We start from the raw sequence: 23995 nt of genomic DNA on the forward strand, positions 1-23995 counted from the left end.
AATCAAATCATCAGAACTTGAAGGTCGTTCTGACTAGACCACCGAAGTTGCTGAAGGTGTCATCTTCGCTGCCTTTGTTGTTGATAGTGCCATCAGTCAGCTCACCGTAAGGGCGACTGAGATAGAACACCGCAGGAGTCACAGAAATGTTGTCTGTAACCTGGAACTTGTACCAGAGTTCAAAGGCGTAGTTGCCATCAGCAGCATTGTCATCTAGATCTTTGCCTGTGGCGTGCTTAAACGCATCTTCGAAGTCACCGTCCCAATTAAGGTTGGTCACGAAGGTGGGCTGACCTCCTGCAACACCTAAGACATTGCCCTCAACAAAGGCATCTTCCCACTGAAGAGCTACATACCAGGATTGAGATGTAGCACTATCGAGGATGTCCTCATTAAGGCCCATCAGACCAGTAACGTTATCGTCGCCTGAAGTTACGGTGTTAATACCCCAACCGGCGCTGACACTTGGCATCCAACCAGTATTTTCTGGAGCCCACCAAGCACTTAAAGCAAAGGAGTTAGTAGTTCCTAATGCTTGAACGTCATTAGCAAGTGGTGTGCCATTACCAGCATACAAACCTACGCCATTATCAGTGGAGGCGTAGTTATAGGCAGCAGCAGCGCCCCATCGCTCATCAGCGTAAGCGATTTGGGCTGTTCCATTGGAGCCAGCGCCATCAGTAGCAATTCCACCACTATTGGGGTTGCCATCATCAGCATTTGCAGAGAGGTAGCTAGCGCTAATGCTCCAACCGCTGTCGTTGTCATCCCACCAAATACCAGCGCCACCACCTTTGGCGAGGTTATATGTACCAGGTGCACCGGCGTAGGTGAAGAAGTCGATGACGGTTTCAGCAGGATAGTTGCTGGGCCAAACGGCAAGCATGTTGTCCTGACGAACCATCGCACCAGCGGTTACGGTGAACTCTTCACCGAGTGGGAACTGATACCAGAGGCGATCAACTTTTACGTTGTCTGGGTTTCCGGACTCGCCAAAGGCCACTTCCATGGCAGAGAGGCCGACATAGCCATTGCCGCCGAAGGGGGAGTCACCAAAGTTGCCAGCGCGCAGGCGAGTCTTCAACAGATCCTTACCAGTGAAGCTGGTATTGAGCTCAAGACGAAGGTCGTAGTTGAAAACTGTGGCACCGCTAACAGCAGCAGCTTCATCAGCTCGCTTGTCGGCGCGCTTTCCAGAGCGGAAATTGCCATCCAGACCGTACTTGCGCTTATCAGACCCCTCATGCGTGTGGTCTACATCAAAGGCATCTGGGCTTCCGTTTGCATTCCACGCGGCTGTGTCGAAAATGGCATCACGCATGCCTTGCTTAGCGTCACCGCCGTAGCTGTTGGCGCCAATCACGAAGGATGTCTGACCAACAAGCTTGGTGGTGGTGGAGAACTGAGTGGCTTCGAGTTCACCAACGCGGGCTTCTAGGCCATCAACACGGCCCTTGAGGATGGCGAGCTCCTGCTCGAATTCCTGCAGCAAGCGACGTAGTTCGTCGGTGACTTCAGTGATGCGATCGAGGCAGGCATTCAATAGAGCAGCCGCTTCAAAGCGGGTCATTGCTCTGTTGCCCAGGTAGCTACCGCTTGGATAGCCAGCTACACAGCCGTAGCGCTCAATCAGGTTGCTTAGAGCCTGATAAGCCCAGTCGGTTGGGTAAACATCTTGGAATTGGGAGATGCTGGTGACCTGCTCGCTGGAGGCCGAATAATCGGACACACCTTTGATGTCTAGGTCTGCGGCATTAGCAGCCATAGGGGCCATCAGGCCCAAGGCAGCAGGTGCCACCAGCAATTGCTGGAAGAGTTTCATTTGGTTCCTCACACAGATAGGCGCAATACGCCTATTTGATGTTGGCCCTTACTCGTTCTTTAAACACCTCTTGGTGTGACAGATGTATCAATGGTTTCAATGGTGGGTATCAGAAACACCAGGTCAAACCATGTCAGTCAGCATCCCTTCTAGAGCTAGCAAGCGCTGAATGAACTCTTGCAGTCATCCTTGGCGCGCTGAACCCAGCTCAGCAGATTAAGGATGTCAATGACCAGCAAAAGGTGACACTTAGTGGATAAGGGCCATTGACCTCAGGCCTGCCATGCCCGCCGCCTAGCTCTGAATCTTGTTCACGCCAACAGCTGCAAACAACCCATCCATTCGCAGAGCGCCTCTGGTGGGTTTGCTACTGCTTTGGTTCGTGGCATGCGTGCTTGCAATCGTGGCGCTAGGAGATCTACCCCTGCGCGATTTTGATGAAGGCATCGTTGCCAGAGTCGCCTTTGAATTAAGCCATAAACAGGGAGCCGAAGCTCTACTGCCCACCCTTTGGGATTCGCCCTACATCAACAAACCACCAGGCCTGCATTGGCTTATTGCTACAGGAATCCAACTCAACAACAGCGGCGGGTCCTCTTTGACAGGGCTCCCCTCAAACACTGTGGTGAGGCTTGCGCCGGCATTGCTATCCACGCTGATTGTTCCGTTAGGGGGGCTAGTGCAATGGCATCTGAGGCCAAATGATCGAACGAGCTGCCTTGCAACAGCTGCAATTTTGCTAACGCTGATGCCAGTGGTCCGTCATGGTCGGCTAGCCATGCTCGATGGTCCACAACTCAGTGCCATGGCCTTGTTGTGGGTACTCGTTTTAAGCCTCAACCGCAGCCCAATGGACCGTTGGCGAACGTTGGGGGCAGGACTCATCAGCAGTGGCATGCTTCTGCTCAAAGCCCCTCTGCTGCTACCAGCAGCAGCAGCGGCTTTGATTCCTATCCTCTGGAGCGGCGAATTCAGGCAATGGTGGCGATGGCCACTGGCAGGCTGGTTTGGAGTAGGGCTGATCCCTGGCGTCGCCTGGCACCTCTGGCATGGCTTACATCGAGGAGCTGGGGCGCTGTGGCTGTGGGGAGGCGATGGTGCAGGCCGCGTTCTGTTTGATGCTGGAGAAGGCAGTGACCTCGGCTGGAGAGTCCCGGCAATTGAGATGCTTGAGGGTGGTTGGCCATGGCTGTTGCTATGGCCCTTCGCAATGGCCTGGGCCTGGCGTCAACGACAAAACCGTTGGGGCAAATGGGCACTGGGCACACAAGCCGTACTAGCCATTGCAATCCTGCCACTGAAGACCCAACTCCCCTGGTATAGCCACCCTCTATGGCTCCCATTTGCACTGCTCTGTGGAGCACCAATGGCCTGGCTCATTCACAGGAAGGATCTAACAAATCCTCCTGGTGCAGCAGTTTTAAAACATGTTCCGTTCCTCTGGCTGGCCCTAGGAGTCTCCCTTGTTCTATTCGGGCTGATCGGCGCATCAGGGCTAGTCATAACGTTGCACTCCTATAGCGGTATTGCACTTGCTGCTGGGGTTGGCTGGAGTATCGGCGGCTGGCTGATGCTGCGCCCAACCCATGCCAAACGCAAATTGGGCGCCATCAGCATGGTGGCTGGAAGCGTCGCAGCTCTCTACCTATTAATGGGATCCTCACTCTGGCTCTGGGAACTCAATGAGAATTGGCCCGTTGAACCTGTCGCCCAACTCGCCGCACAAGCAAAGGGAGCAAAAGTGGTGCTCGAGGGGAATGATGAAAGGCCCAGCCTCAACTGGTATGCAGGCCAGCGCATCAGCTCCTTAGATGCTGTTCCAGACGCTGAATGGATCTTGACACGCAATCCCCAGCGAATCAGCAGCATGGCTCAGGAGCGGCAGTGCAAGGTTGCGCAAAGCAAGGAAGACTGGGCCCTACTGTTTTGTGGCCCGCAAAGCCAATAACTTGCCTCGATCTAGGGAAGCCGAGGCCTGCAACGCATTCTGCCGAACACACCAAACAGAACACCTGTAGGCGGTTCGGCGAAGCCACAACAGCCTCACTACTCAGCTCAAGGAACTGCTTGCTCTGGAGAAGCCCGATCAGCACAAACAACCCGTGGTGAATAACGTTTCAAACCACAGCATCGAAGCACTCTTCATGGCGCTGACCCACCAAGAACACCGCATCCAACGCATTCATAGTTTCACCAGCTCAGACTTAACGAACACAATGAAAGGAAGCTCAATTTGTTGGCCAGAAGCCATTGCCTAGGGGTACTCGCCAACCTCGACCTAGCTAACTGCGACTACAAAAAAGTTGTAGCAAATACCTTTTGAGCTCAAATAGCTGTGATCCTGATGATGTTTGTCTAGAACGATGTCACCTAATCCAGTTGCATCTGGAATACCCCTTAATTGAAAACAGTTACTGATGGCGAAGTCTTTTGCTAGCTGGGCTCAACAAATCTGGTTTCCCGTGGGATTAGGGGTAATCCTGCGCCTGATCCAACTGCAGGCTCCCATCCTCGGCATCCATAGCTGGCGCCAGGCGGATACAGCAGCCATGGCAAGGCATTTTGCCCTGCAAGGCACACCGATCTGGTTGCCGCAAATTGATTGGAGTGGAGCCAGCCCTGGATATGTGGAATGCGAGTTTCCTTTATATCCCTTTCTACTTGGCCAGCTTTACAAGCTTGCTGGCCTGCACGAATGGTTAGGACGGGGCCTTTCGGTTTTATGTAGCGCACTAACCATCGTGCTCATCATCCGCATCGGGCGTCGCCTGCTTGATCCGATTAGCGCCTGGTGGGGCGGGGTCTTCTTCGCTGTCCTGCCACTAGGGGTTTATTACGGCCGCACTTTGCAGGCAGAAGCGTTTCTACTGCTACTGGCCGCACTGAGTATCGAGCGTCTGCTTATCTGGAAACAGCGGCATTCTCGCTGGGCTCTGCTCACCAGCTGGATAACTTTTTGCCTTGCCTGCTTGATCAAAGTGCTTCCCTTGATCTGGCTCGGCATACCCCTTTTAGTCGTGCAACTACAGCCCCAACCACTGGGGCCAGCACTACCACTTACAACGTTGATGCGTGGCTTAGGGAAACTTGCACGTTCGCCTGGTCCCTGGCTCTATGCAGGCAGCTCAATACTGATTGGAGCCCTTTGGTATGGCCATGCATATCAACTTGGCCAAAGTAGCGGCTTCACCTTCGGATTCTGGGGCAACAACTCTGATCGCAGCAGCCTGAAACTCCTACTAGATGTCAATCTCTGGCTAAACATTTTTCTGCGAATCAGCAAACATCTTGCTTTTCTTGGGGTACCAATCGTGATTTTTGGCCTGTGGGAATCTCGCCGAGATGCAGGTGGTCAAATTCTGGCAGCAGGCCTACTCAGCATGGCAGCCTGCACAGCAGTTTTCTTACGAGCAAGCTTTATTCATGAGTACTACCAACTGCCCCTATTGATTTTTCTCTGCCCATTAATGGGAAGGGGTTGGCAATCTTTAACCAAGTTAATCGCATCCAAAAAACCACATCACCAATGGCTGATCAACATCAACCTTGCTCTAATTTTTGCCATCAGCCTCACTGTACTCAATTTTGATTATTGGGCTCTCGAGCGTCGACAAACAGAAATCTGGATGCCATTAGCCCAAAGCATCCGAAAAGAAGTACCAAGCAAGGCTCGGATCGTGAGCGTGACTAGCAGTGATCCCAGTTTGCTGAACCTTGCGCGGCGTCAAGGATGGCTCACCACTGCCAAAAGTATTAATCAGGCAAAACTACAAGCCTGGGAAACTCAAGGAGCCACCCATCTAGTGGGCAGCTTGAACTGGGAAGAAAGCTTTAAACCTCTCACTCAAGGAAATGCAAGAAATAACCTGCAGGCTCTTTTGTGTGAGCAGCCAAACTCCACTTACTGCCCACAGATACCGCATCAAACCTATCTAGTACCAATCAAAGAATTGATCCGATAACTCATCAACACCGCCAACCCGCGAAATAAGACCAGAGGCGAAAGCCTATGAGATGCTCAACAACATCTTGAGCATTCCTGCTTGCACACCAAGGCCTGCCCACCCCGCCGCCTGAGCCTCACCTGCCTGGCAATCTTCCTGCTGCTTTGGGCCGCCGCCGCAACACGTCATGCTCTGCTGCAGAGCAATGCTTACGATCTTGGCCTTTTCGACCAGTGGATCTGGTTGGCCAGTCAAGGGTTGCCACCCTATTCCTCTATGGAAGGGGTGCATCTACTAGCTGATCACGGTGCCTGGGCTCTCTATCTAGCAGCCCTTCCATATCACTTCCATGCCAGCGTTCAATGGCTACTCGCCAGCCAGGCGGCTGGACTAAGCCTGACAGCACTACCCCTTTGGTGGGTGAGCCGCCAAGCAGGCCTTACTCCAAAACTGTGCTGGCTGATCTGCGCACTTTGGTGGCTGCAGCCAGTGTTATTCAACGCCAATCTGTTCGACTTCCACCCAGAGGTATGGGTGATGCCAGCCCTGGCGGGTTGTTACTGGGCCAGTCGAGCCAACAAGGCCTGGCTCTGGTTTGGCTTACTGCTCTTATTGCTTTGCTGCCGTGATGGACTTGTGCTTGTGGTGGCCGGCCTGGGTTTAGAGCAGGCCTTGCGCAGGCGCTGGATCTGGGCCTGTGCAGCCATTGGATTGGCCTTGGGCTGGTTGGCCATGCTTAATCACTGGCTTTACCCCTGGCTGAAAGGCAGTACTGGAGGCCCTAAGGCAGCCGGGGCCCTTTTCTCTTACCTAGGCGACAGTTTCGATGAGGTTCTCTTCAATCTGATCACAAAGCCTCAGTTATTAATCGAGCATGTGGATTGGATCGGCGGACTGATCTATCTGCTGTTAATCAGCATTGCCGTCGCTCCATTCTGGCGCCGAAACTCCCTACCCGTTCTGATTGGAGGTTTACCGCTAATTCTGGTGAATCTGCTATCGGAAGAGTCACCGCAACGAACACTGATTCATCACTACAGCCTGCCAATTGCGGTCATAGCTGTTGTAGCTGCCATCGATGGACTGGCTGTACGTCCACATCAAGCTGTTCCTTGGCGACTACTGACCTGGAGCACCATCTGCTGGGTAGCCCTTGCTAAGCCCTGGTTTTTCAGTGGGCCTTATCTGGAAAGACTCGATGCATTAAACCCATCCCATGAAGCCATCGCAAAAATTCCTAGCAGTAGCCGACTTGCCACCACGAGCTATCTCGCCCCCCATCTCAGCCAACGCATTGCCATTGACTTTCCCCGCAGCAAAGGGAAGTCTTTAGATCTAGAAAACTTTGATGTACTGCTTCTCAACCCAAAAGATCCAGGTTGGGGATCCAACCGAAAACAACAGCAGCGCCTATTGAGCCAAGCCAAACAAGCTGGCTGGGGGTGTGAAAGTTGGGACAACGGCTTGGAACTTTGTCAACGGTCCGAGCACAAATCGATCAAACAACCTTAAGAACTCCTTACTCGATTAAAAGTCTGCAAAACGATGCCCCCGCCATGCTCACATGACGGGGGCTCTCGTCGGGTCCACTCTGGCGCGGAACCGTTTGATCAGGGAACAGGTGTAAAAATCAGCCGGCGTTCTCCGCGATCAGCAGACCCTGCATCGAACAACTGGAACTCATGAGCACCTCCTCCTTTGGGGATAACGACAATTCACGAAGCATGCGACGAATGCCTATTTCAGGCAAAGTCACTTCGCTATTGCCAAAGCAAATCAACAGTAACCGGAATCGAGCAGAAGGCACGTTCTGCACCTTCTATTTCATCCAGGCTCCAGCGCTAGCAACTCATCAAGGCAACGTCTTGCATCAGAAGAAGACTCGATGCCATTGCGCAAGACCACCAACCCATCCGCGCAGCTCACCACCCCGTAACGCCCCTCGTCAATGAGTTCCTGCAAGGCCTTATTGATGGATCGCCAACGAGACGTTTCCTGGCGAAACAGTGGCATCAACGAACGGTAATAACCAGGGAAAGCCAAGACCCATTGAACCGATTCAATTTGATCCTGACGGTTGTAGTACTCGATATGTTTCGGGAAGCGCAAGGCAACCTCCCGTTCCGCCAGCAGCGGCAACAAGGGAGTATCAGCAGCGACCGAGGCGTTATCTGGAACAAGCCCAACGGCATGACGGGCCGTTGCAGCTCGCTGCAGCATGGCGACCGGCGAGACATGAACGAATGGACTAAAGCTATCCGGTACAAGAGCGGAGAAGGTGCGATGGGGATTGCTTGCCAAAGTCAAAACAAGCCCTAGGGCAAGACATCCCGTCCAGAAACGCCGGAACCAAAGATGAGACCAGAAACCTGAATGGGCCTGCCACCAAAGCATTGCGCCCATAAATAACCCTGGGACCAAAGCAAGCACATACCTGAGCGTTACCGACAACGCACTCATGCCCTGGGACACCAAGGCGATGAATAAAGGCACAGCCACCATCAGGGCCACATCCAGCGAGACAAAGGGGATAAAGGCCAAAGGCAACGCTGGCGCCAACAGAAAAGCCAAGGTGGTTCCAGGGGGAGACACCAAGGCCGCCAGCAAACGAAGCGGATGGGTCACCATCGTCCATAGAACGGTGAAGGTCCCACCAGTGCGGCCTTGCAAAAGATGCCCAAACTTTTCCTGCAGGAAGCGATCAGACAGGGAGGAATCAAACTGGGGCTGAATCCAGCCAGTCATCAATGCCACATAAACCAACGACATCGCCATGACCATGAGGCCGATGGCGCGTGCATCAGGTCGACGAAGCGATGCCCACAATCCAAGTGAAAACAGGGTGAGTCCCGCATCTTCACGCACCAACAGCATCAGGAAACTGCAAGCCATCACCTGGCGCCACCCCTGCTTGAGGAGACCATCAACAACCAAAAAGCCCAGCAATGGCAACCAACAAAGGTCGTGAAAGTTTTCAACAAGTGGGCCAATCACGGTTCCACTGAGGTAGTAAGACGCGGTCAAGCGAATCGCCAAGGGGCGCGACAATCGGGCCGACGCCATCCGCCACAACACCAAACCTGCTAGAGCCAACAGCCCCACTTGAATCAACGGCAAGGCCCAGCGACCAAAGAGTGCTACTAAGGGCGCTGCTAACACAGTCAGCACATTGGCGTGCTGGCCAAGATGGAGATAGTCGATGCTTGGCAAAGCATCTTGATTGGCAACAGCTGCCGACAACTCCGACGAAAGGCTACTTTCAAAAAAATGACCCCTAGCAGTAGACCAAAGCTCCTGCAAAAACAGTGCTTGGTCGTAAGTTGCAGTCAGGCTTTCAAGGCGCCAAAACTGAATCAGCAGTCCGACCAGCCAAAAGCCACCAGCCATCCCAAGAACCACCCAAGGGAAGTTGTCTCTGCGATAGGACCTCAACCCACTGACAAGAGATGACATTCGCATCATCCTCAGCTGCAGAAATGAATACTAGAGAGCCGCCAAATACCATCCCAAGGGAGAATAAAGACCAGGAGAAAAGGGCAGAACCAGCCTGGCTAGAGACTTTCCAAAAGCCATGCATCCATGGAATAATAGGCGAGAAGAAGTACACTTAGCGCCAAAATATAACCTTAACTTATAACATCACTAACCCAGGCAGCAACTTGCTCAATACCGGCAGATGTCTATCAACCATTTTGGCGCCCTGACGGATTTGCTAACAAGACATAGGTTCGCAGCAACCCTAGACCGAAGGAGAGATAAAGCATCAACTCTGCCCACTCCTGATCAATATTCAGAACAAAAGCTTTCGCTGACCTGGTAGCAACAAAATAAGACAAAAACGCAGCGCAAAATAATAGAGGCCAGAAATACCTGGGCAGAAAAAATGTTCCGAAAGGGATTACATCATCTCGAGATGATCTTGCTTTAAACAATCTAAAAGATGGCCGCCATAATACCAAAAATAGAATCAATACTGACACCAGAAAAAGATTAATATCGAGATAATCTTGAAAAAACTCGAGGTTATGAATCGTTGTCTGATTTTGAGCATTAAGAGCCGCTATATTATCAGGTGTTCTCCAGCCAAACAAAACCTGACCCCAAGCAAGCTCCTCTAAGCCAACAAAAAGCATTCCCAAAGCAATCATCCCATAAATTGCTCCATGCAAGCGCATCAACAGACGGCTCCATAAGTCCCTAGAAATCAGCCAAGAGACCCAGGCAGAAGTGAACAGAATTAGAGCCTGCCAGTACTCAAGAATTCCTCCTTCTCCAAGCAGCCGTTTATAACGAAAAACATCCTGAACGGACAGCTTGAATAGAGCTATAGATCCCATGATAAATAATGCAAGGATCAACATCAATAGAGATCTATTTGCTCTAGCCGAAGGACTAAACTCCGAAAGCAAAGACTTTAAAAAGGTTGAGTGTCGCAGAAAATTACCTAAAAAAACTAACAACAGGCCAGCGACTCCAAGCTGCAGCTCAGGCCAAGGAGAGACGTCTAACGAGAAAGCGCTGACAAATTTATACAGCGAAACTGCAACAATAAGCACCCCAAAATAGATAACAGCCTGGCCGCAAATACGTTGCACAAGCTTTTGTCTAACCACGCTCTCGCGAAGAGAATCACCAGCCTCTCGCTGAGCCTGGGAATTCGACGGAAGGGGATTACTCATTAGGCACTGCTCTGTGTCTTAAGGGAAGATTAATACAATCTTAATTGGCCGTGTGATATTCAAGAGAAGAAGCCCATCACAGCCACTAAGGCCATTGGCCTTGGAAAACGATGTAAATCAAAGGACTTCCAAGATATAATAACTGGATTCAAAAACAAATACTCAATCCAGAAGCCCTCGAACTATTGCTAATTCTTAATGCCTAACGCCTTTAGCTCACATTGATTTTTAGCATCTTCTATCCCATAAGGCTGACTAAGTTCGATTGAATTTGTTTTACACCACCCTTGCCTAAACCATTCATATGACCTTGGACCTCTAAATAATCCACGGGTCTGCATATCACTCTGCCTTTTATATGGACCATCGGTATGCGCAATGCAACCTAGATCTTCCCAACCTTTTCCTTCCATCCAGCGATTATCATCACTGCCAAGATCAATTAAGTATCCTGTTGATCTAAGTAAACTTGCCGGTTTCTTTATTGTTGAATTACTAGTATCAGCAAAATTTCGATTAGATTTAGAACGCGACGACTTCTTCCTGGATTCCGAGCGAGTTTTTTCAGGAACATCTGATATGGCATAAGCCACAAAGTTCGTCCCCACAAGATCTTTGATACAAGTAGCCAATGTATTCTTTTCACACTTTGCCAGTGCTGCATCGGGAGATATGCCAAGCATTTTGTACTTATTAATACAACTGATCAGGGCTGCTTCATCAGCATGCAAAGCACCACATAGGATTGTTGCAGAAGAAAATAGTGAAGCATATACGAAAGATAATCTCCTCATTTCGATCAATGGTTGTTACTTGATACACCATAAACCCTCATTGCCTCTAGGGCCGAATCTGATGCACTCCTAAATCAATTGGCAGGCTAAAAGCAGCGAGCAGTTTTGAGCAGCGTTAGACGCTCCTAGTAGAGCTCAACAATCGCACATGGCTTCCCAGTCGACTCCCCAACCAAAGTTCTAAGCCTTTTATTCTCATCCAAAAGCTCCTTATTCTTTTGCAGTCGCCGTTGGATTCGTTTACTCAATACACTGCCCTTTTCATTCTCAAGAAACCCTAATGTCTTCGGCCTTGAGACTGATCCTGGCTTAATGATACTCATTGCCATCTTTTCACTGAAGCCCTTGCCTTCCGTTTTCTTTATAATGAAAAACCCTGTCAACGTTGTCCGTGTACGTCATTGAGCTGGCCCTCAAATTGAGCCCCTTGCCGGTATCTGTGCAGCGCAAAGCATTGGCAGATGCGGAAGCCGTTTACCAGCAAGTGCGCAAGTGCCTGGAGAGAGGTCAGCCTCACCTTCTCGAGCTCAGTTGCGAAAAAGTCGAAGACAAGAAAGTCACTGTTTTGGTCAGTGAAATAGTTGCAGTTCAGCTCTATGAGAAAACAGCAGCAACTGGAGGCAGTAAGCGGCCTGGCTTTTCCTTTGAAAACTGAGGCCATGGTGAACGAGAACGCTGATCAAAGCATCTTTAGAGATGGCCCCCCTCCTAAGTTTTGAGCAGGTGAGCTTCATTTGGCCCTGCGGCACAAAAGCCTTGGACCAATGCAGTTTTGCAATTCCAGAACCAGGACTATGGATGCTCGTAGGTAGCAATGGCAGCGGCAAAAGCACCCTTGCCAAGCTGATCAGCGGTTTATTACAGCCACAACATGGTCAGGTGACTTGCATGCTCAAACCTGCTCTGGTGTTTCAAAACCCAGACCATCAACTGCTGTTGCCAAGTTGCGGCAGCGACTTGCTGCTGAATTTACCTAACGACATCCCAATCAAGCAACGCCAACAGCGCATTGGCGATTCCCTAGAGCAGGTTGGTTTGGCCGCCATGGAATCGCGCCCGATTCACACCTTGAGCGGAGGCCAAAAACAACGCCTAGCGATTGCCGGCGCCCTGGCCAGTGAAGCCACACTGCTGCTGCTGGATGAACCAACAGCACTACTAGACCCAGCAAGTCAACAAAGAATTTTGGCAACAGTTCAACAACTTTGTCATCGCTCCCACGCACCCCTGACCGCCCTATGGGTCACCCATCGCCTAGAAGAACTCGACCATGCTGATGGAGCTGCCAGGATGGAAAACGGCCGAGTAGGAGCCTGGCAATCTGGCCATCAGCTACGACAAAACCTCCAACCCCTTGCAGGTAGGCGGGGATGAAGGGTAGGTTCTTCGGGTTGCAATCCTCGGTAGCTCAGCGGTAGAGCGGTCGACTGTTAATCGATTGGTCGCAGGTTCGAATCCCGCCCGGGGAGTTTTCAGATCCACAGCCTGTGGCTGTGGTTTTTGATTGACTGTTAGAGGGCATCCACAACAGTGCGTGGACAGATTCGGAAGACTTCCTAAAAAGAGGACACCTTTAAGGCATTCGTCAGCCAGTCAAAAGGTCAGTCTGCATGGGAGTTTCAGTGATTGGGCTCTATGCCCCCACAGAGATGCCAATGATGCACCTCAAAGCAAATCTTGAGAGAATCTGACAAGAGCTGACTTCACAGCACCCCGATGATTTCAAATTCCTCCTGGACTCCGATCTAAATGAAGCCTTGCATCCTGCTGATCGAAGACGACCAGGACATGCGTGAACTGGTAAGCAGCCATTTAGAGCTCAATGGTTTTGACGTACAGAAGGCTGAAGACGGCATCAAAGGTCAGGCTCTTGCCCTTCAGTACACCCCAGACCTGATTTTGCTCGACTTGATGCTTCCCAACGTAGATGGGCTAACTCTCTGCCAGAGGTTGCGGCGAGACGAGCGCACCGCGGGGATTCCGATCTTGATGATCACCGCCTTGGGAGGCACAAAAGATAAGGTCACCGGCTTCAATTCAGGCGCGGATGATTATCTAACAAAGCCTTTTGATCTTGAAGAATTGCAAGTGAGGGTGAAATCCCTACTACGTCGCACCGATCGAGCGCCGGTGGGCACCAACGCTCATCACGAGATCCTCAGCTACGGCCCTCTCACACTCGTGCCTGAGCGATTTGAAGCGATTTGGTTTGAGCGTCCCGTACGGCTCACGCACCTGGAATTTGAACTGCTCCACTGCCTACTTCAGCGCCATGGACAGACCGTGGCACCTTCTCTAATCCTTAAGGAGGTGTGGGGCTATGAACCTGATGATGACATCGAAACCATCCGAGTACACGTTCGCCACCTGCGCACCAAGCTGGAACCCGATCCGCGCAAACCCCGCTTCATTAAAACCGTCTACGGTGCTGGTTACTGCCTGGAATTGCCTACAGGAGGACAACTCGAAGGGTTCCAAGACCTACTAATCCAGGCACGCCAAGAGAGGGAAGCCAGAGAAGCACAAAACAAGCAAGGAGAGCGCGCCAGCGCTTAAGCGCAAGGAATCAATTCCAGCAAAGCCACTTCCCAGGCCAGCCTGGGTTGCACAAACCCCAGCAGGTGTGAACGCAGCCTTTCCAAACGTTTCAGTGGTGTTGGATCAGGCCGTTGGATCCAAAAATGTTGTTGCCACCAATCAATCAGCCAAAGCTGCTGCTCCCCATTTAGAGCCTCCGTAAGGTCCCTCGCCAGAGCTAAGGCTTCCATTGGCTTTTGGGGACGCTCTTCAAGTCGTAACCAAAACTCCTCTGGAACTGCCTGCCAGAGCCCAAAATGCTGCAACAGCGCCCCAGGAGAACCAGCGGCCATCGCAACCAGTTCCGGCTGATCCAATGCCAATAATGACGACCCCAGCTCAGCTGTGCTCTGCCTGGCCAGAGCAGCCTGCATGTCAGCCCCTTCAAGACGAGCAAAAAGGATCTGTTGGCATCGAGAACGAATTGTCTTGAGCAAGCGCTCAGAAGCGGCCGAAAGCAGAATCAACAAGCCATGACCTGGTTCTTCCAGCGTTTTAAGCAAAGCATTGGCAGCAGCTTCGGACATAGAGTCTGCCGCTTCAATCACCACCATGCCCCTTGAGGCCTCAACAGGTCGTCGTCCTAGGAATCTTGTCACTCCCCGAATCTGTTCGAGGCGCACCTGTGGGGGGGAACGGCGGTTGACACCTTCTTCCTCTGCCTGGGACTTAGGGACCAAGCGGCCTTGATGCTGATAAGTCGGTTCGAGCCAAAGCAGATCAGGATGATTGAATGCCTCTAGACGACGGCGTTCACGCAGGGCCGGCTTACCACTGCTGATGATGCCCTCGAGGAAACGCAATGCCGCCAGACTGCGACCCACTCCATCTGGACCAGAAAACAGATATGCGGGAGCCAGTCGACCCTGACTCAACGCTGCCTCCAGCAATGCAACTGCCAACGGCTGAGCGATCAAATCTTCAAACAGCCCACGCGACTCAATCTCAAGGCTCATCGCATGCTCTCTTGCAAAGGCCCAAAATGGCGCTTCAGCTGGCTCTCCAAAGCAGAACTAACTGACTCAACTTGTTGATCCGCGTGCAAGGGCACCCAAGATCGTTCCCTAGCCAAAACAGCAAATCCAGTTGCCACCCTGGTTAAAAAATCAACTCCTTCCGCTTCGATTCGATCGTTAGATCTTGCATCACGCCGAACAAGACTTTCTTCTACAGACAACTCCAACCAAAAAGTTAGGTCCGGGACAAGTCCAGCCGTGGCGATCTGCTCGAGTTGCTGAATCAAATCCAGATCCAACTCTCTTCCATAACCCTGATAAGCAAGGGTAGAGCCACTAAAACGATCACTAAGAACCCAGTGCCCCTGATCAAGCGCCGGTCGGATCAACTGAGCCACGTGCTGGGCTCGATCAGCCGCATACAGCAACAGTTCCGCAAGGGGTTCTGGGGAGGCATCCCCCGGCGGGTGAAGGACCAACTTGCGCAAGGCAATACCCAAAGCCGTACCACCGGGCTCACGGGTGAGATGCAACCTTGCACCCTCAGGCATCAAACCGCTGCGTGGCAGCCAGTTGGCAAGGTGACGAAGCTGAGTGGTCTTGCCACAGCCGTCAATACCCTCCAGAACAAGAAAGCGACCACTCATGTAGTACGCAGTGCCAAAGCATTCACGACCACCGTGATTGAACTAAGGGCCATCAATAGAGCTGCGATGGGTGGGGAGAGCAACAACCCAAAGCCCGGCAACAACAATCCTGCAGCAATTGGCAAAGCAATGAGGTTGTAGCCAAAGGCCCAAGTCAGGTTTTGACGCACTTTTGCCATGGTGCGGCGAGCCAACAACAGGGCTTCCGGCAAACCCTCCAGGCGATCCCCAAGCAACACCAGATCAGCAGAATCCTGAGCTATCTGCGTGCCGGTACCCACAGCGATACCAAGATCTGCTGCCGCCAGGGCTGGGGCATCATTAATGCCATCGCCAACCATTGCCAACAGTCCATCCTTGCGAAGACGTTGCAACCGCTCCAGCTTCTGATCAGGCAACAACTGCCAGCCCAGTTGATGGGGTTGAAAACCCAACTGCTGCCCAAGGCGTTCCACCGCCTGACGTCTATCACCACTAAGCATGGCCAGAGTCATCCCCTGCTCTCGTAATCGATCCAAAGCAACAGACACATCAGGTCGAAGCCGATCATCAATGGTCACAAGACCCAAAGGCTCTGCCCCCAGAGCCACGGCTACCACCGATTGCCCCTGAAGAGACGACAGCTCAACATCAGCCTGAAGTTCAGCTGTCCAATGAACCCCTTCAGCCTGAAGCCATTCCGGTGTGCCGACTCGAACCGTTTCTTCTACACCTTCAAGCTCACCGGCCAGGCCGGAGCCTGGATAGGTACGGGTTGCCAAAGTGGGCAGTAGCGAAAGCCGATGCCGTTGAGCCTCTTGCAAAACAGCATGGGCCAAGGGATGGCGACTGTTTTGCTCAAGACTTGCAGCTAGCTGCAACAATTGATCAGGTTTTTTTGTGCCAACAACCCCCGCCACCAAAGGGCGGCCAAGGGTAAGAGTGCCAGTTTTGTCGAAGACAACCTGCCTAAGCGAGGCTGCCATTTCAATCACATCCCCACCGCGAAATAACCACCCCCGGCGGGCCGCCTGACCAGAGGCCACCGTGATCACTGTGGGCGTTGCCAATCCCAATGCACAGGGACATGCCACGACTAGAACAGCGATGGCTAGCTGTAAAGCCAATCCTAAGGAGGTTTCAGCGACACCTCCAAGCGGGACATGGTGACCATATCCATGCACCAACCCCTGACCCGAGGCGTGCAACACCTGTGGCCAAAGACGTGCACCCAGTTGCCACCAAAACAGAAAAGTCAGCAGTGCCAGGCTGACAACGCCATAGCAAAAGCGACCTGCAACCCGATCAGCCAGGCCTTGAATAGGAGCCTTACGCGCCTGGGCCTGTTCCACCAAACTAATGATTCTTGCCAGAGCTGTCTCAGCTCCGACATGTCGCACTTCTAGCAACAATGTGGCTTCAAGATTGAGGCTGCCTGAAGTCAGCTCCATTCCTGGAGCTGCCTCCAACGGCAATGGCTCACCAGTAATGCTGGACACGTCGACAGCGGAATGTCCCTCCAGCACCATGCCATCAACAGGAATGCGATCCCCTGCTAACAACTGAACCCTCTCCCCAGGCCTGAGAGCACCGACTCTTACCTCACGGATAGTCCCATCACCTGCCAGCAACCTGGCAGTATCTGGCTGCAATTGAGCCAGCTGTTGGAGGGCCCGCCCAGTGCGGAAACGAGCACGCTCCTCAAGGAACCTTCCCAACAAGACAAAGCCGAGCAACATCACGGGTTCATTGAAGAAGCAAGGCCAACCCACCTGAGGCCAAAGCAGAGCAACCAGGCTCGCCAGATAGGCACTGCTAACGCCCAATCCCACCAAGGTGTCCATGGTGGGGGTTAAGGCAAGAGCCGCCCGCGCTCCGCCAACAAGAATCGGCCGACCAGGGCCCAACAAAGCCACCGTGGCCAATCCGGCATGGAAGGGCAAGGCCCCTACAATCACCAGCTCAAGATGGCCACCGGCAGCAAGGTGGCCAAGAACCGACAGCAGCAGCAACACCAAGGCCACCATTAACTGACGCCACTGACTCCACCAAGCCCCGAGGGAATCACGCGTTGAAGGCGTTAGCTGTTCTAATGAACCCGTATTTCTTGTCTGAGCAGAGAAACCCCGAGCTGCCAGAGCAGCAAGGATCGGCTCAAGAGACTGGCCTGGATCGTTGAGATCCAGCCACGCAGTGCGGGCTACCAAGTTGACACTGGCACGAGCAACACTGGGCTGCTCAAGCAAAATACGCTCTACCGATTGAACGCAGCCGCCGCATTTCATCCCCTCGATATCGAGTGAGACGGATAGATGAGCCAATGGACGGTCGTTGCGGCTCACGGATCGGTGAAATGTTCCCGCACGCTAATGACAATAGTTACCGATAGCCCATCCCATATCAGCAGCCCAAAGATCTCACCAGAGACTCAAAACAGTCTTTTCAGAATAAGGCGAGGATAATGGTGTGATTCCTTTATTCACGCCGTGCCACGCACCCAAAACAAAGACAACTTCATTGACAAGACCTTCACGGTGATGGCCGATCTAATCGTGAAGATGATGCCAATCAACGATAAGGCCAAAAGAGCCTATGTGTATTACCGCGATGGCCTATCAGCCCAGAACGCAGGCGACTATGCAGAGGCACTGGAAAACTATGAAGAGAGTCTGAAACTTGAGGAAAGCCCCTTCGACCGCAGTGAAACCCTCAAGAACATGGCGATCATCTATATGAGCAACGGGGACGAGGACCTCGCTCTTGATACCTATCAGAGGGCCCTTGACCAAAACTCAAATCAGCCCTCCTGCCTAAAGAACATGGGCTTGATTTACGAAAAACGCGGCCGCACAGCGCAAGAAGCTGGTCTGCAAGACGAAGCTGATCGATTGTTCGACAGAGCTGCAGATGTATGGACCCAAGCGGTAAGGCTCTATCCCGGCGGCTACCTAGATATTGAGAACTGGCTGAAAACAACAGGCCGAAGCAACATAGACGTCTATTTCTAAAGCGAAAACATCCTTCAGCAGCCATCATCAGCTGGATTCACACCGAGGGCCATTACCAAAGCCTCAGTCACACTCGCAGCCTCAAGTAGTTCCAACTCCAGCTCCTTGCCGATGGGTCCTAGGCCACTGCCCTGCGGCACTACGGCACGATGAAAACCTAAGCGAACTGCTTCCTTAAGACGCTGCCCAAGCTGCCCCACTGGCCGCAATTGCCCCCCTAAGCCCAACTCCCCAATCAAAACTGTGCCTTTTGGCAGCATGAGATCCCGATAACTGGAAACAACAGCAGCGGCGACACCCAAATCAGCAGCAGGCTCTTCGACTTCTAATCCGCCAGCAACAGCCAGATAACAGTCATAGCGTGACAATGGCAAGCCCATGTGCTTCTCCAATACGGCCAGAATTTGGTGCAAACGGTTGGTGCCTAATCCTGTAGCGGTACGGCGTGGACTGGCATAGCTGGTTACACCCACCAAAGCCTGCAGATCCACCACCAATGAACGGGTCCCTTCAAAGGCCACGATGGTGGCCACCCCAGAAGCAGACTCACCCTTGAGAAAGAGCTCGCTGGGATTCCCTACTTCAGCTAGGCCCTTCCCCTGCATCTCGAACACCCCCAGCTCATGGGTGGCTCCAAAGCGGTTTTTTACAGCCCTCAGAAGGCGATGACTGGCAAATCGATCGCCCTCAAAAGTGAGTACTGCATCGACCAAATGCTCAAGCACCTTGGGGCCCGCCAGCATCCCCTCCTTGGTGACATGTCCCACCAAAACCAAGGCTGTGTCCTGACGCTTAGCCAAACGCTGTAAAGCTGCTGCACACTCGCGCACCTGAGCGACAGAGCCAGGCGCACTGGAAAGGGACCCATCATGCAAAGCCTGAATGCTGTCGATAATCGCCACCGCAGGCCGCAGGGCTTCCAATTCCTGAAGCACCAATTCCAAGTCCGTCTCCGCCAAAAGCTGCAGGTCCGACGCAACCCCCTCAAGGCGCAGCCAACGCAACTTCACCTGCTGGGCAGACTCCTCAGCACTCACGTAAAGCACAGAGTGTTGCAGTGCCATAGCCGTGGCGCTCTGCAAAAGCAGCGTGCTCTTGCCAATCCCAGGATCACCTCCAACTAACACCATTGATCCAGGCACCAGCCCGCCGCCCAGGACTCGATCCAATTCGTCGTAGCCACTGGCAAGACGGCGAACGGGTTGCCCCCCGAGAGAAGCCATCGCCATCGAGCGCCGCGCCGCTGGTTCCACGGCCGGATCAAAACTGTTACTCCGGCGGCGACCATCGGTTGAATGAGCGACCTGTTCGACCAAGGAATTCCAAGTCCCGCAACTGGCGCAGCGACCAAAAAACTGGCTGGTCTTAGCGCCACAGCTCTGACAGACGTAGACGGAAGCAGTGCGCACTTACTAAGATAGGTAAAGAAAGTTGGCTTTAAATGAACCAAAAGGCCGGTAAGCCTTAACAGCTCTTATCTAAGATTCATTGATTGCAGCCGCCAAAGAAAAAAATGACGGCCACCAGCCCATCTAAAGAGACGATCCTCGTGGTCGACGATGAGGCCAGCATTCGTCGGATCCTCGAAACCCGCCTCTCGATGATCGGCTATCAAGTGGTCACGGCATGTGATGGCAACGAAGCTCTCGATATCTTCCACAACTGTGAGCCTGATCTTGTTGTGCTCGACGTGATGATGCCCAAGCTTGATGGCTATGGCGTTTGTCAAGAGCTTCGCAAAGAATCAGATGTCCCGATCGTGATGCTCACGGCCCTTGGAGATGTCGCCGACAGAATCACGGGGCTTGAGCTGGGTGCAGACGACTACGTCGTCAAACCCTTCAGCCCCAAGGAACTTGAAGCACGCATACGCTGCGTGCTTCGGAGAGTCGAGAAAGAGCACGTTGCCGGCATCCCTAACTCAGGGGTGATTCAAGTGGCTGAACTAAGAGTCGACACCAACAAACGACAGGTTTTCCGAGGAGATGAGCGGATTCGCCTTACCGGTATGGAATTCAGCCTGCTTGAGCTACTGGTCAGCCGCTCAGGGGAGCCTTTCAGCCGCGGCGAAATCCTCAAGGAGGTATGGGGTTATACACCTGAACGACATGTAGATACCAGGGTCGTGGATGTTCATATTTCACGTCTTCGCTCCAAACTCGAAGACGATCCCGCCAATCCCGAGCTGATCCTCACCGCTCGAGGTACCGGCTACCTGTTCCAGCGCATCATCGACTCCCTTGCCCCCGAAGGACTCTGATCCCTCCACGGCCTCCGGGCCCCGGAGCAAGACCACCCGCCCCAGAGCCATTAGGCGTCTGGTGATCTGGTATCGCCGCAATGCAGCCGTTACCAGCCTGGTAGGAAGTGCCACAAACTCAGCTTCCGCCGCTGGAAACGTAGCCGGAACAGTTGTTTCAAGTGCTGGATCCGTCGTGTCTAATGCTGGATCAATGGCAGGAAGCATGCTTCAGCCACTCGTTTTTGATCCCCTGCGGCGACTACAAAGCAGCGAAAACAACGCAGAAGCGGAGGACATCAAAAATAGCGATCGGCTCTGGGTTGCCGTCGATGGCATGGGTGGAGACCAGGCTCCTGGCCCCATTCTTGATGGCTGTCTAAAAGCGATTCAAAGACTTCCCCTCCGCATCAAGTTCGTCGGAGAGACCGAAAAAGTGTTAGGCGCTGTCCAAGACCTGGGTCTCACCGAACTCTTCAACCAAGCCACAGCCGCTGGTCATCTGGAGCTTGTCGCAAGCGGTCCCTCTGTGGGCATGGATGAAGAGGCCACTGTGGTGCGCCGCAAACGCGACGCCAGCATCAACCTGACCATGGACCTGGTCAAAAAGGGCGAAGCTCTAGCAATGTATTCAGCTGGAAATTCCGGAGCCATGATGGCCTCAGCCATCTTCCGACTGGGGCGTCTAGCAGGGATAGACCGTCCCGCCATAGGTGCTCTATTCCCAACCAAAGATCCAACACAACCAGTGCTAGTGCTGGATGTGGGCGCCAACATGGATTGCAAGCCCATCTACCTCCACCAATTTGCCCTACTTGGCAATATCTATTCCCGCGATGTTCTCCAGGTGGCTCGACCACGCATCGGGCTTCTGAATATTGGCGAAGAGGAGTGCAAGGGCAACGATCTAGCCATTCGCACTCATGAGCTTCTCAGCGAAGAGCATCGGCTTCAATTCGCGGGCAACTGCGAAGGGCGAGATGTGCTTTCAGGGGCTTTCGACGTGGTGGTATGCGATGGCTTCACCGGCAATGTGCTCCTCAAATTCCTGGAGTCTGTCGGCAGCGTGCTGCTTGATGTATTGCGAGCCGAACTGCCCCGAGGTAGACGCGGCAAGGTAGGTTCTGCGTTCCTACGCAGCAACCTCAAGCGAATTAAGAAACGCCTCGACCATGCAGAACATGGAGGTGCACTATTGCTGGGTGTGAATGGCATCTGTGTGATCGGCCATGGCAGCAGCAAGGCGCTATCGGTGGTCAGTGCACTACGACTAGCCCACTCCGCAGCGAGCCATGGTGTCATGGACGATTTAGCCGAACTGCAAAAGGCACCTGTTGAAAGAGCCTAAAGGCGCTTTGCCGAAACGCTGTGATTGACTGACGCCACCTTGGACCACTTGCCCCTTGGCTGAAACGTCCACAATCGGTAGTGGAGTAGCTCTGGTGGGCTGCGGCAGTGCCACACCATCCCAACGGATTAGCAACGACCAACTCGGCCAAAGGGTTGACACCAGCGATGCATGGATCCGTAGCCGCACTGGAATCAGTGCCCGACGTGTTATCGGACCGGATGAAACGCTGACAGGCCTAAGCCATCAAGCTGCAGCCAACGCCCTAACAATGGCTGGCTGGGAATCCGAAAGTGTTGATCTGATCATCCTGGCCACATCAACCCCTGATGATCTCTTTGGTTCAGCCCCGCAACTGCAAGCCATTTTGGGAGCTCGCCAAGCAGTGGCTTTTGATCTCACAGCCGCTTGTAGTGGTTTTCTATTCGCCCTGATCACTGCCGCCCAGTTCCTTCGCACTGGTGCGATGCGGCGAGCACTCGTAATCGGTGCGGACCAACTAAGCCGCTGGGTCGACTGGGACGATCGGCGCAGTTGTGTGCTGTTTGGCGATGGAGCCGGAGCTGTTGCTCTGGAAGCAACGAGTGCTGCTCAGAACGGGCTGCTGGGCTTTCAGTTGAAATCTGACGGCAGCCGCGGCGACTGCCTCAACCTGCCGCAAGTTCAAAACTATCTCTCCCTGGTAGCGGGCAATAGCCATCAGCAAGGCGGTTTTCAGCCCATTCAGATGAACGGACAGGAGGTCTACAAATTCGCTGTCCGAGAAGTACCTGCCATCCTCCAAACCCTTCTCAAAGAGACCAACACAGCCCCGGAGTCACTGGACTGGCTCCTGCTTCATCAAGCCAATCAACGCATCCTCGATGCTGTAGGGGATCGATTCGCCATTCCGCAGGCAAAGGTGCTCAGCAACCTGGCTGAGTACGGCAACACATCGGCAGCCACCATCCCACTCATGCTTGATGAAGCCGTACAAGACGGAAGAATTAAACCTGGTCAACTGATCGCAAGTAGCGGTTTTGGAGCTGGTCTCAGTTGGGGTGCAGCGTTAATCCGCTGGCATGGGCCCATCTAGGCTCCCGCTAAATCGCTATAGCGTTCTGATGTCGATTGCTTGGGTGTTCCCTGGTCAGGGCTCACAAAAGCTGGGCATGGCTGACCCGATCATCAGCTTGCCCAATGCCGAAGAGCGCTTTGCCCTCGCCTCTCGACTACTGGGACGTGATCTCCTTGCGATTTGCCGTGGTAGCGACCAAACCAATCATGACCCGGCCGACCTCAATGACACCCGCAATACCCAACCGGCACTTTTTGTCGTTGAATCATTACTGGTGGATGAACTGCGCAGGCAGGGTCGTGAGGCATCGCTAATAGCAGGGCACAGCCTGGGTGAACTTGTAGCCCTCTACGCAGCTGAGGTTTTTGACGTAAACACAGCCTTGCTGCTGCTGCGACGCCGCTCAGAACTGATGGCCTCCGCCGGTGGTGGGGCCATGACAGCCATCTTGGGCTTTGACCGCACACAGCTAAAAGCTCTGGTAGCAGACACAGAAGGAGTCGTGATCGCCAATGACAACAGTGCTGCCCAGGTGGTTTTATCCGGCACCCCAGAGGCTGTTAGCAAGGTCAGCAGCCAGCTGACCTGCAAGCGAGCAATTCCGTTGCCAGTCTCGGGAGCCTTCCATTCACCTTTCATGGCCACAGCGGCCACAGAATTTGCAGCTGAACTGGATCAAGTGCCTTTCAAAGACGCCCGTGTCCCCGTTCTCTGCAATGCCGATCCAATCCCAACCTGCGATGCCAACTTGCTGAAGCAACGGCTAAAAGATCAAATGACAACAGGCGTCCGTTGGCGCGAAACGATGGATACCATGGCCACCCAAGGGGTCAACACAGTGGTCGAAATCGGCCCTGGCAATGTGCTGAGTGGTCTAGTCAAGCGATCTCTTCCAGGAGTTGCGACCATCCAGCTGAGCTGTGCTGCAGACCTGGGGAATTGAAC

At 53.1% G+C, this 23995-nt stretch carries 20 protein-coding genes and 1 tRNA gene; 12 read left to right on the plus strand and 9 right to left on the minus strand.

Annotation, left to right across the window (positions count from 1 at the left end; all coding sequences use genetic code 11):
- Positions 1 to 10: 10 nt before the first annotated feature.
- Positions 11 to 1822 carry an iron uptake porin gene (locus SIB66_RS01850; protein WP_063421903.1) on the minus strand — a complete coding sequence of 604 codons (1812 nt, stop codon included), beginning with the start codon at positions 1820 to 1822 and terminating at the stop codon, positions 11 to 13.
- 307 nt (positions 1823 to 2129) lie between these two features.
- On the opposite strand from SIB66_RS01850, the gene SIB66_RS01855 reads away from it, so the two are divergent.
- The 3 genes from SIB66_RS01855 (at position 2130) to SIB66_RS01865 (ending at position 7278) form a co-directional block, all read left to right on the plus strand.
- A complete protein-coding gene (locus SIB66_RS01855; RefSeq protein WP_236073841.1) occupies positions 2130 to 3770 on the plus strand; it encodes a 4-amino-4-deoxy-L-arabinose transferase in 1641 nt (546 codons plus the stop codon).
- Between the two features lie 469 nt (positions 3771 to 4239).
- Positions 4240 to 5784 carry an ArnT family glycosyltransferase gene (locus tag SIB66_RS01860; protein ID WP_063407396.1) on the plus strand — a complete coding sequence of 515 codons (1545 nt, stop codon included), beginning with the start codon at positions 4240 to 4242 and terminating at the stop codon, positions 5782 to 5784.
- An 81-nt stretch (positions 5785 to 5865) separates the two neighbouring features.
- The gene (locus SIB66_RS01865; protein ID WP_063407397.1) at positions 5866 to 7278 is read left to right on the plus strand and encodes a DUF2079 domain-containing protein; all 1413 of its coding nucleotides are present in this window, start codon (positions 5866 to 5868) and stop codon (positions 7276 to 7278) included.
- 118 nt (positions 7279 to 7396) lie between these two features.
- Here the strand turns inward: SIB66_RS01865 and SIB66_RS01870 are convergent, their stop codons facing one another.
- The 4 genes from SIB66_RS01870 to SIB66_RS01885 form a co-directional block, all read right to left on the minus strand.
- The gene (locus tag SIB66_RS01870) at positions 7397 to 7573 is read right to left on the minus strand and encodes a hypothetical protein (protein ID WP_155724705.1); all 177 of its coding nucleotides are present in this window, start codon (positions 7571 to 7573) and stop codon (positions 7397 to 7399) included.
- A 17-nt stretch (positions 7574 to 7590) separates the two neighbouring features.
- Positions 7591 to 9219 (minus strand): DUF2079 domain-containing protein, encoded by a 1629-nt coding sequence (locus SIB66_RS01875; RefSeq protein WP_236070383.1) that lies wholly within the window; start codon positions 9217 to 9219, stop codon positions 7591 to 7593.
- A 230-nt stretch (positions 9220 to 9449) separates the two neighbouring features.
- Positions 9450 to 10445 carry a hypothetical protein gene (locus SIB66_RS01880; RefSeq protein ID WP_063407400.1) on the minus strand — a complete coding sequence of 332 codons (996 nt, stop codon included), beginning with the start codon at positions 10443 to 10445 and terminating at the stop codon, positions 9450 to 9452.
- Positions 10446 to 10633: 188 nt separating this feature from the next.
- Positions 10634 to 11239 (minus strand): hypothetical protein, encoded by a 606-nt coding sequence (locus SIB66_RS01885; protein ID WP_236073839.1) that lies wholly within the window; start codon positions 11237 to 11239, stop codon positions 10634 to 10636.
- A 391-nt stretch (positions 11240 to 11630) separates the two neighbouring features.
- Between SIB66_RS01885 and SIB66_RS01890 the strand changes: the two genes are divergently transcribed.
- From SIB66_RS01890 to SIB66_RS01905, 4 genes are all read left to right on the plus strand, one after another.
- The gene (locus tag SIB66_RS01890) at positions 11631 to 11894 is read left to right on the plus strand and encodes a hypothetical protein (protein ID WP_063407403.1); all 264 of its coding nucleotides are present in this window, start codon (positions 11631 to 11633) and stop codon (positions 11892 to 11894) included.
- A gap of 41 nt (positions 11895 to 11935) precedes the next feature.
- Positions 11936 to 12613 carry an ABC transporter ATP-binding protein gene (locus SIB66_RS01895; protein WP_063407404.1) on the plus strand — a complete coding sequence of 226 codons (678 nt, stop codon included), beginning with the start codon at positions 11936 to 11938 and terminating at the stop codon, positions 12611 to 12613.
- Positions 12614 to 12636: 23 nt separating this feature from the next.
- A tRNA-Asn gene (locus tag SIB66_RS01900) sits at positions 12637 to 12708 on the plus strand.
- Positions 12709 to 12988: 280 nt separating this feature from the next.
- Positions 12989 to 13795, plus strand: coding sequence for a response regulator transcription factor (locus SIB66_RS01905; RefSeq protein ID WP_063407405.1), 807 nt, complete (start codon positions 12989 to 12991; stop codon positions 13793 to 13795).
- Here SIB66_RS01905 and SIB66_RS01910 read toward each other — a convergent pair.
- Genes SIB66_RS01910 through SIB66_RS01920 form a run of 3 tightly spaced genes read right to left on the minus strand, consistent with a single transcriptional unit; the run spans position 13792 to position 17740 of the window.
- Complete coding sequence (locus tag SIB66_RS01910; RefSeq protein WP_063407406.1) at positions 13792 to 14772, minus strand: DNA polymerase III subunit delta'; 981 nt, start codon at positions 14770 to 14772, stop codon at positions 13792 to 13794. The two genes, SIB66_RS01905 and SIB66_RS01910, sit on opposite strands and share 4 nt — an antisense overlap.
- The gene (gene tmk, locus SIB66_RS01915; protein WP_063407407.1) at positions 14769 to 15419 is read right to left on the minus strand and encodes a dTMP kinase; all 651 of its coding nucleotides are present in this window, start codon (positions 15417 to 15419) and stop codon (positions 14769 to 14771) included. Before tmk ends, SIB66_RS01910 begins: the two co-directional genes overlap by 4 nt.
- Positions 15416 to 17740 (minus strand): heavy metal translocating P-type ATPase, encoded by a 2325-nt coding sequence (locus SIB66_RS01920; protein WP_063407408.1) that lies wholly within the window; start codon positions 17738 to 17740, stop codon positions 15416 to 15418. The genes tmk and SIB66_RS01920 overlap by 4 nt, the downstream gene beginning before the upstream one ends.
- A 144-nt stretch (positions 17741 to 17884) precedes the next feature.
- Here SIB66_RS01920 and SIB66_RS01925 point away from each other — a divergent pair, with 144 nt between their 5' ends.
- Complete coding sequence (locus tag SIB66_RS01925) at positions 17885 to 18406, plus strand: photosystem I assembly protein Ycf3 (RefSeq protein WP_011131357.1); 522 nt, start codon at positions 17885 to 17887, stop codon at positions 18404 to 18406.
- A gap of 14 nt (positions 18407 to 18420) precedes the next feature.
- Here SIB66_RS01925 and radA read toward each other — a convergent pair whose 3' ends face one another.
- The gene (gene radA / locus SIB66_RS01930) at positions 18421 to 19815 is read right to left on the minus strand and encodes a DNA repair protein RadA (protein ID WP_063407409.1); all 1395 of its coding nucleotides are present in this window, start codon (positions 19813 to 19815) and stop codon (positions 18421 to 18423) included.
- A 104-nt stretch (positions 19816 to 19919) separates the two neighbouring features.
- On the opposite strand from radA, the gene rpaB reads away from it, so the two are divergent.
- From rpaB to fabD, 4 genes are read left to right on the plus strand one after another with little or no spacing between them, the layout of a single operon-like run.
- On the plus strand, positions 19920 to 20666 hold the full coding sequence (rpaB, locus tag SIB66_RS01935; RefSeq protein ID WP_063396737.1) for a response regulator transcription factor RpaB: 747 nt from the start codon (positions 19920 to 19922) through the stop codon (positions 20664 to 20666).
- Complete coding sequence (plsX, locus tag SIB66_RS01940) at positions 20647 to 21993, plus strand: phosphate acyltransferase PlsX (protein WP_063407410.1); 1347 nt, start codon at positions 20647 to 20649, stop codon at positions 21991 to 21993. The genes rpaB and plsX overlap by 20 nt, the downstream gene beginning before the upstream one ends.
- Positions 21994 to 22048: 55 nt before the next feature.
- Entirely contained in the window at positions 22049 to 23068 is a 1020-nt protein-coding gene (locus SIB66_RS01945) for a beta-ketoacyl-ACP synthase III (RefSeq protein ID WP_063407411.1), read from the plus strand.
- 28 nt (positions 23069 to 23096) lie between these two features.
- A complete protein-coding gene (gene fabD, locus SIB66_RS01950; protein WP_063407690.1) occupies positions 23097 to 23993 on the plus strand; it encodes an ACP S-malonyltransferase in 897 nt (298 codons plus the stop codon).
- The last annotated feature ends 2 nt before the right edge of the window (positions 23994 to 23995 follow it).

The sequence above is a fragment of the Prochlorococcus sp. MIT 1318 genome (genome assembly GCF_047304505.1).
Classification (GTDB): domain Bacteria; phylum Cyanobacteriota; class Cyanobacteriia; order PCC-6307; family Cyanobiaceae; genus Prochlorococcus; species Prochlorococcus marinus_D.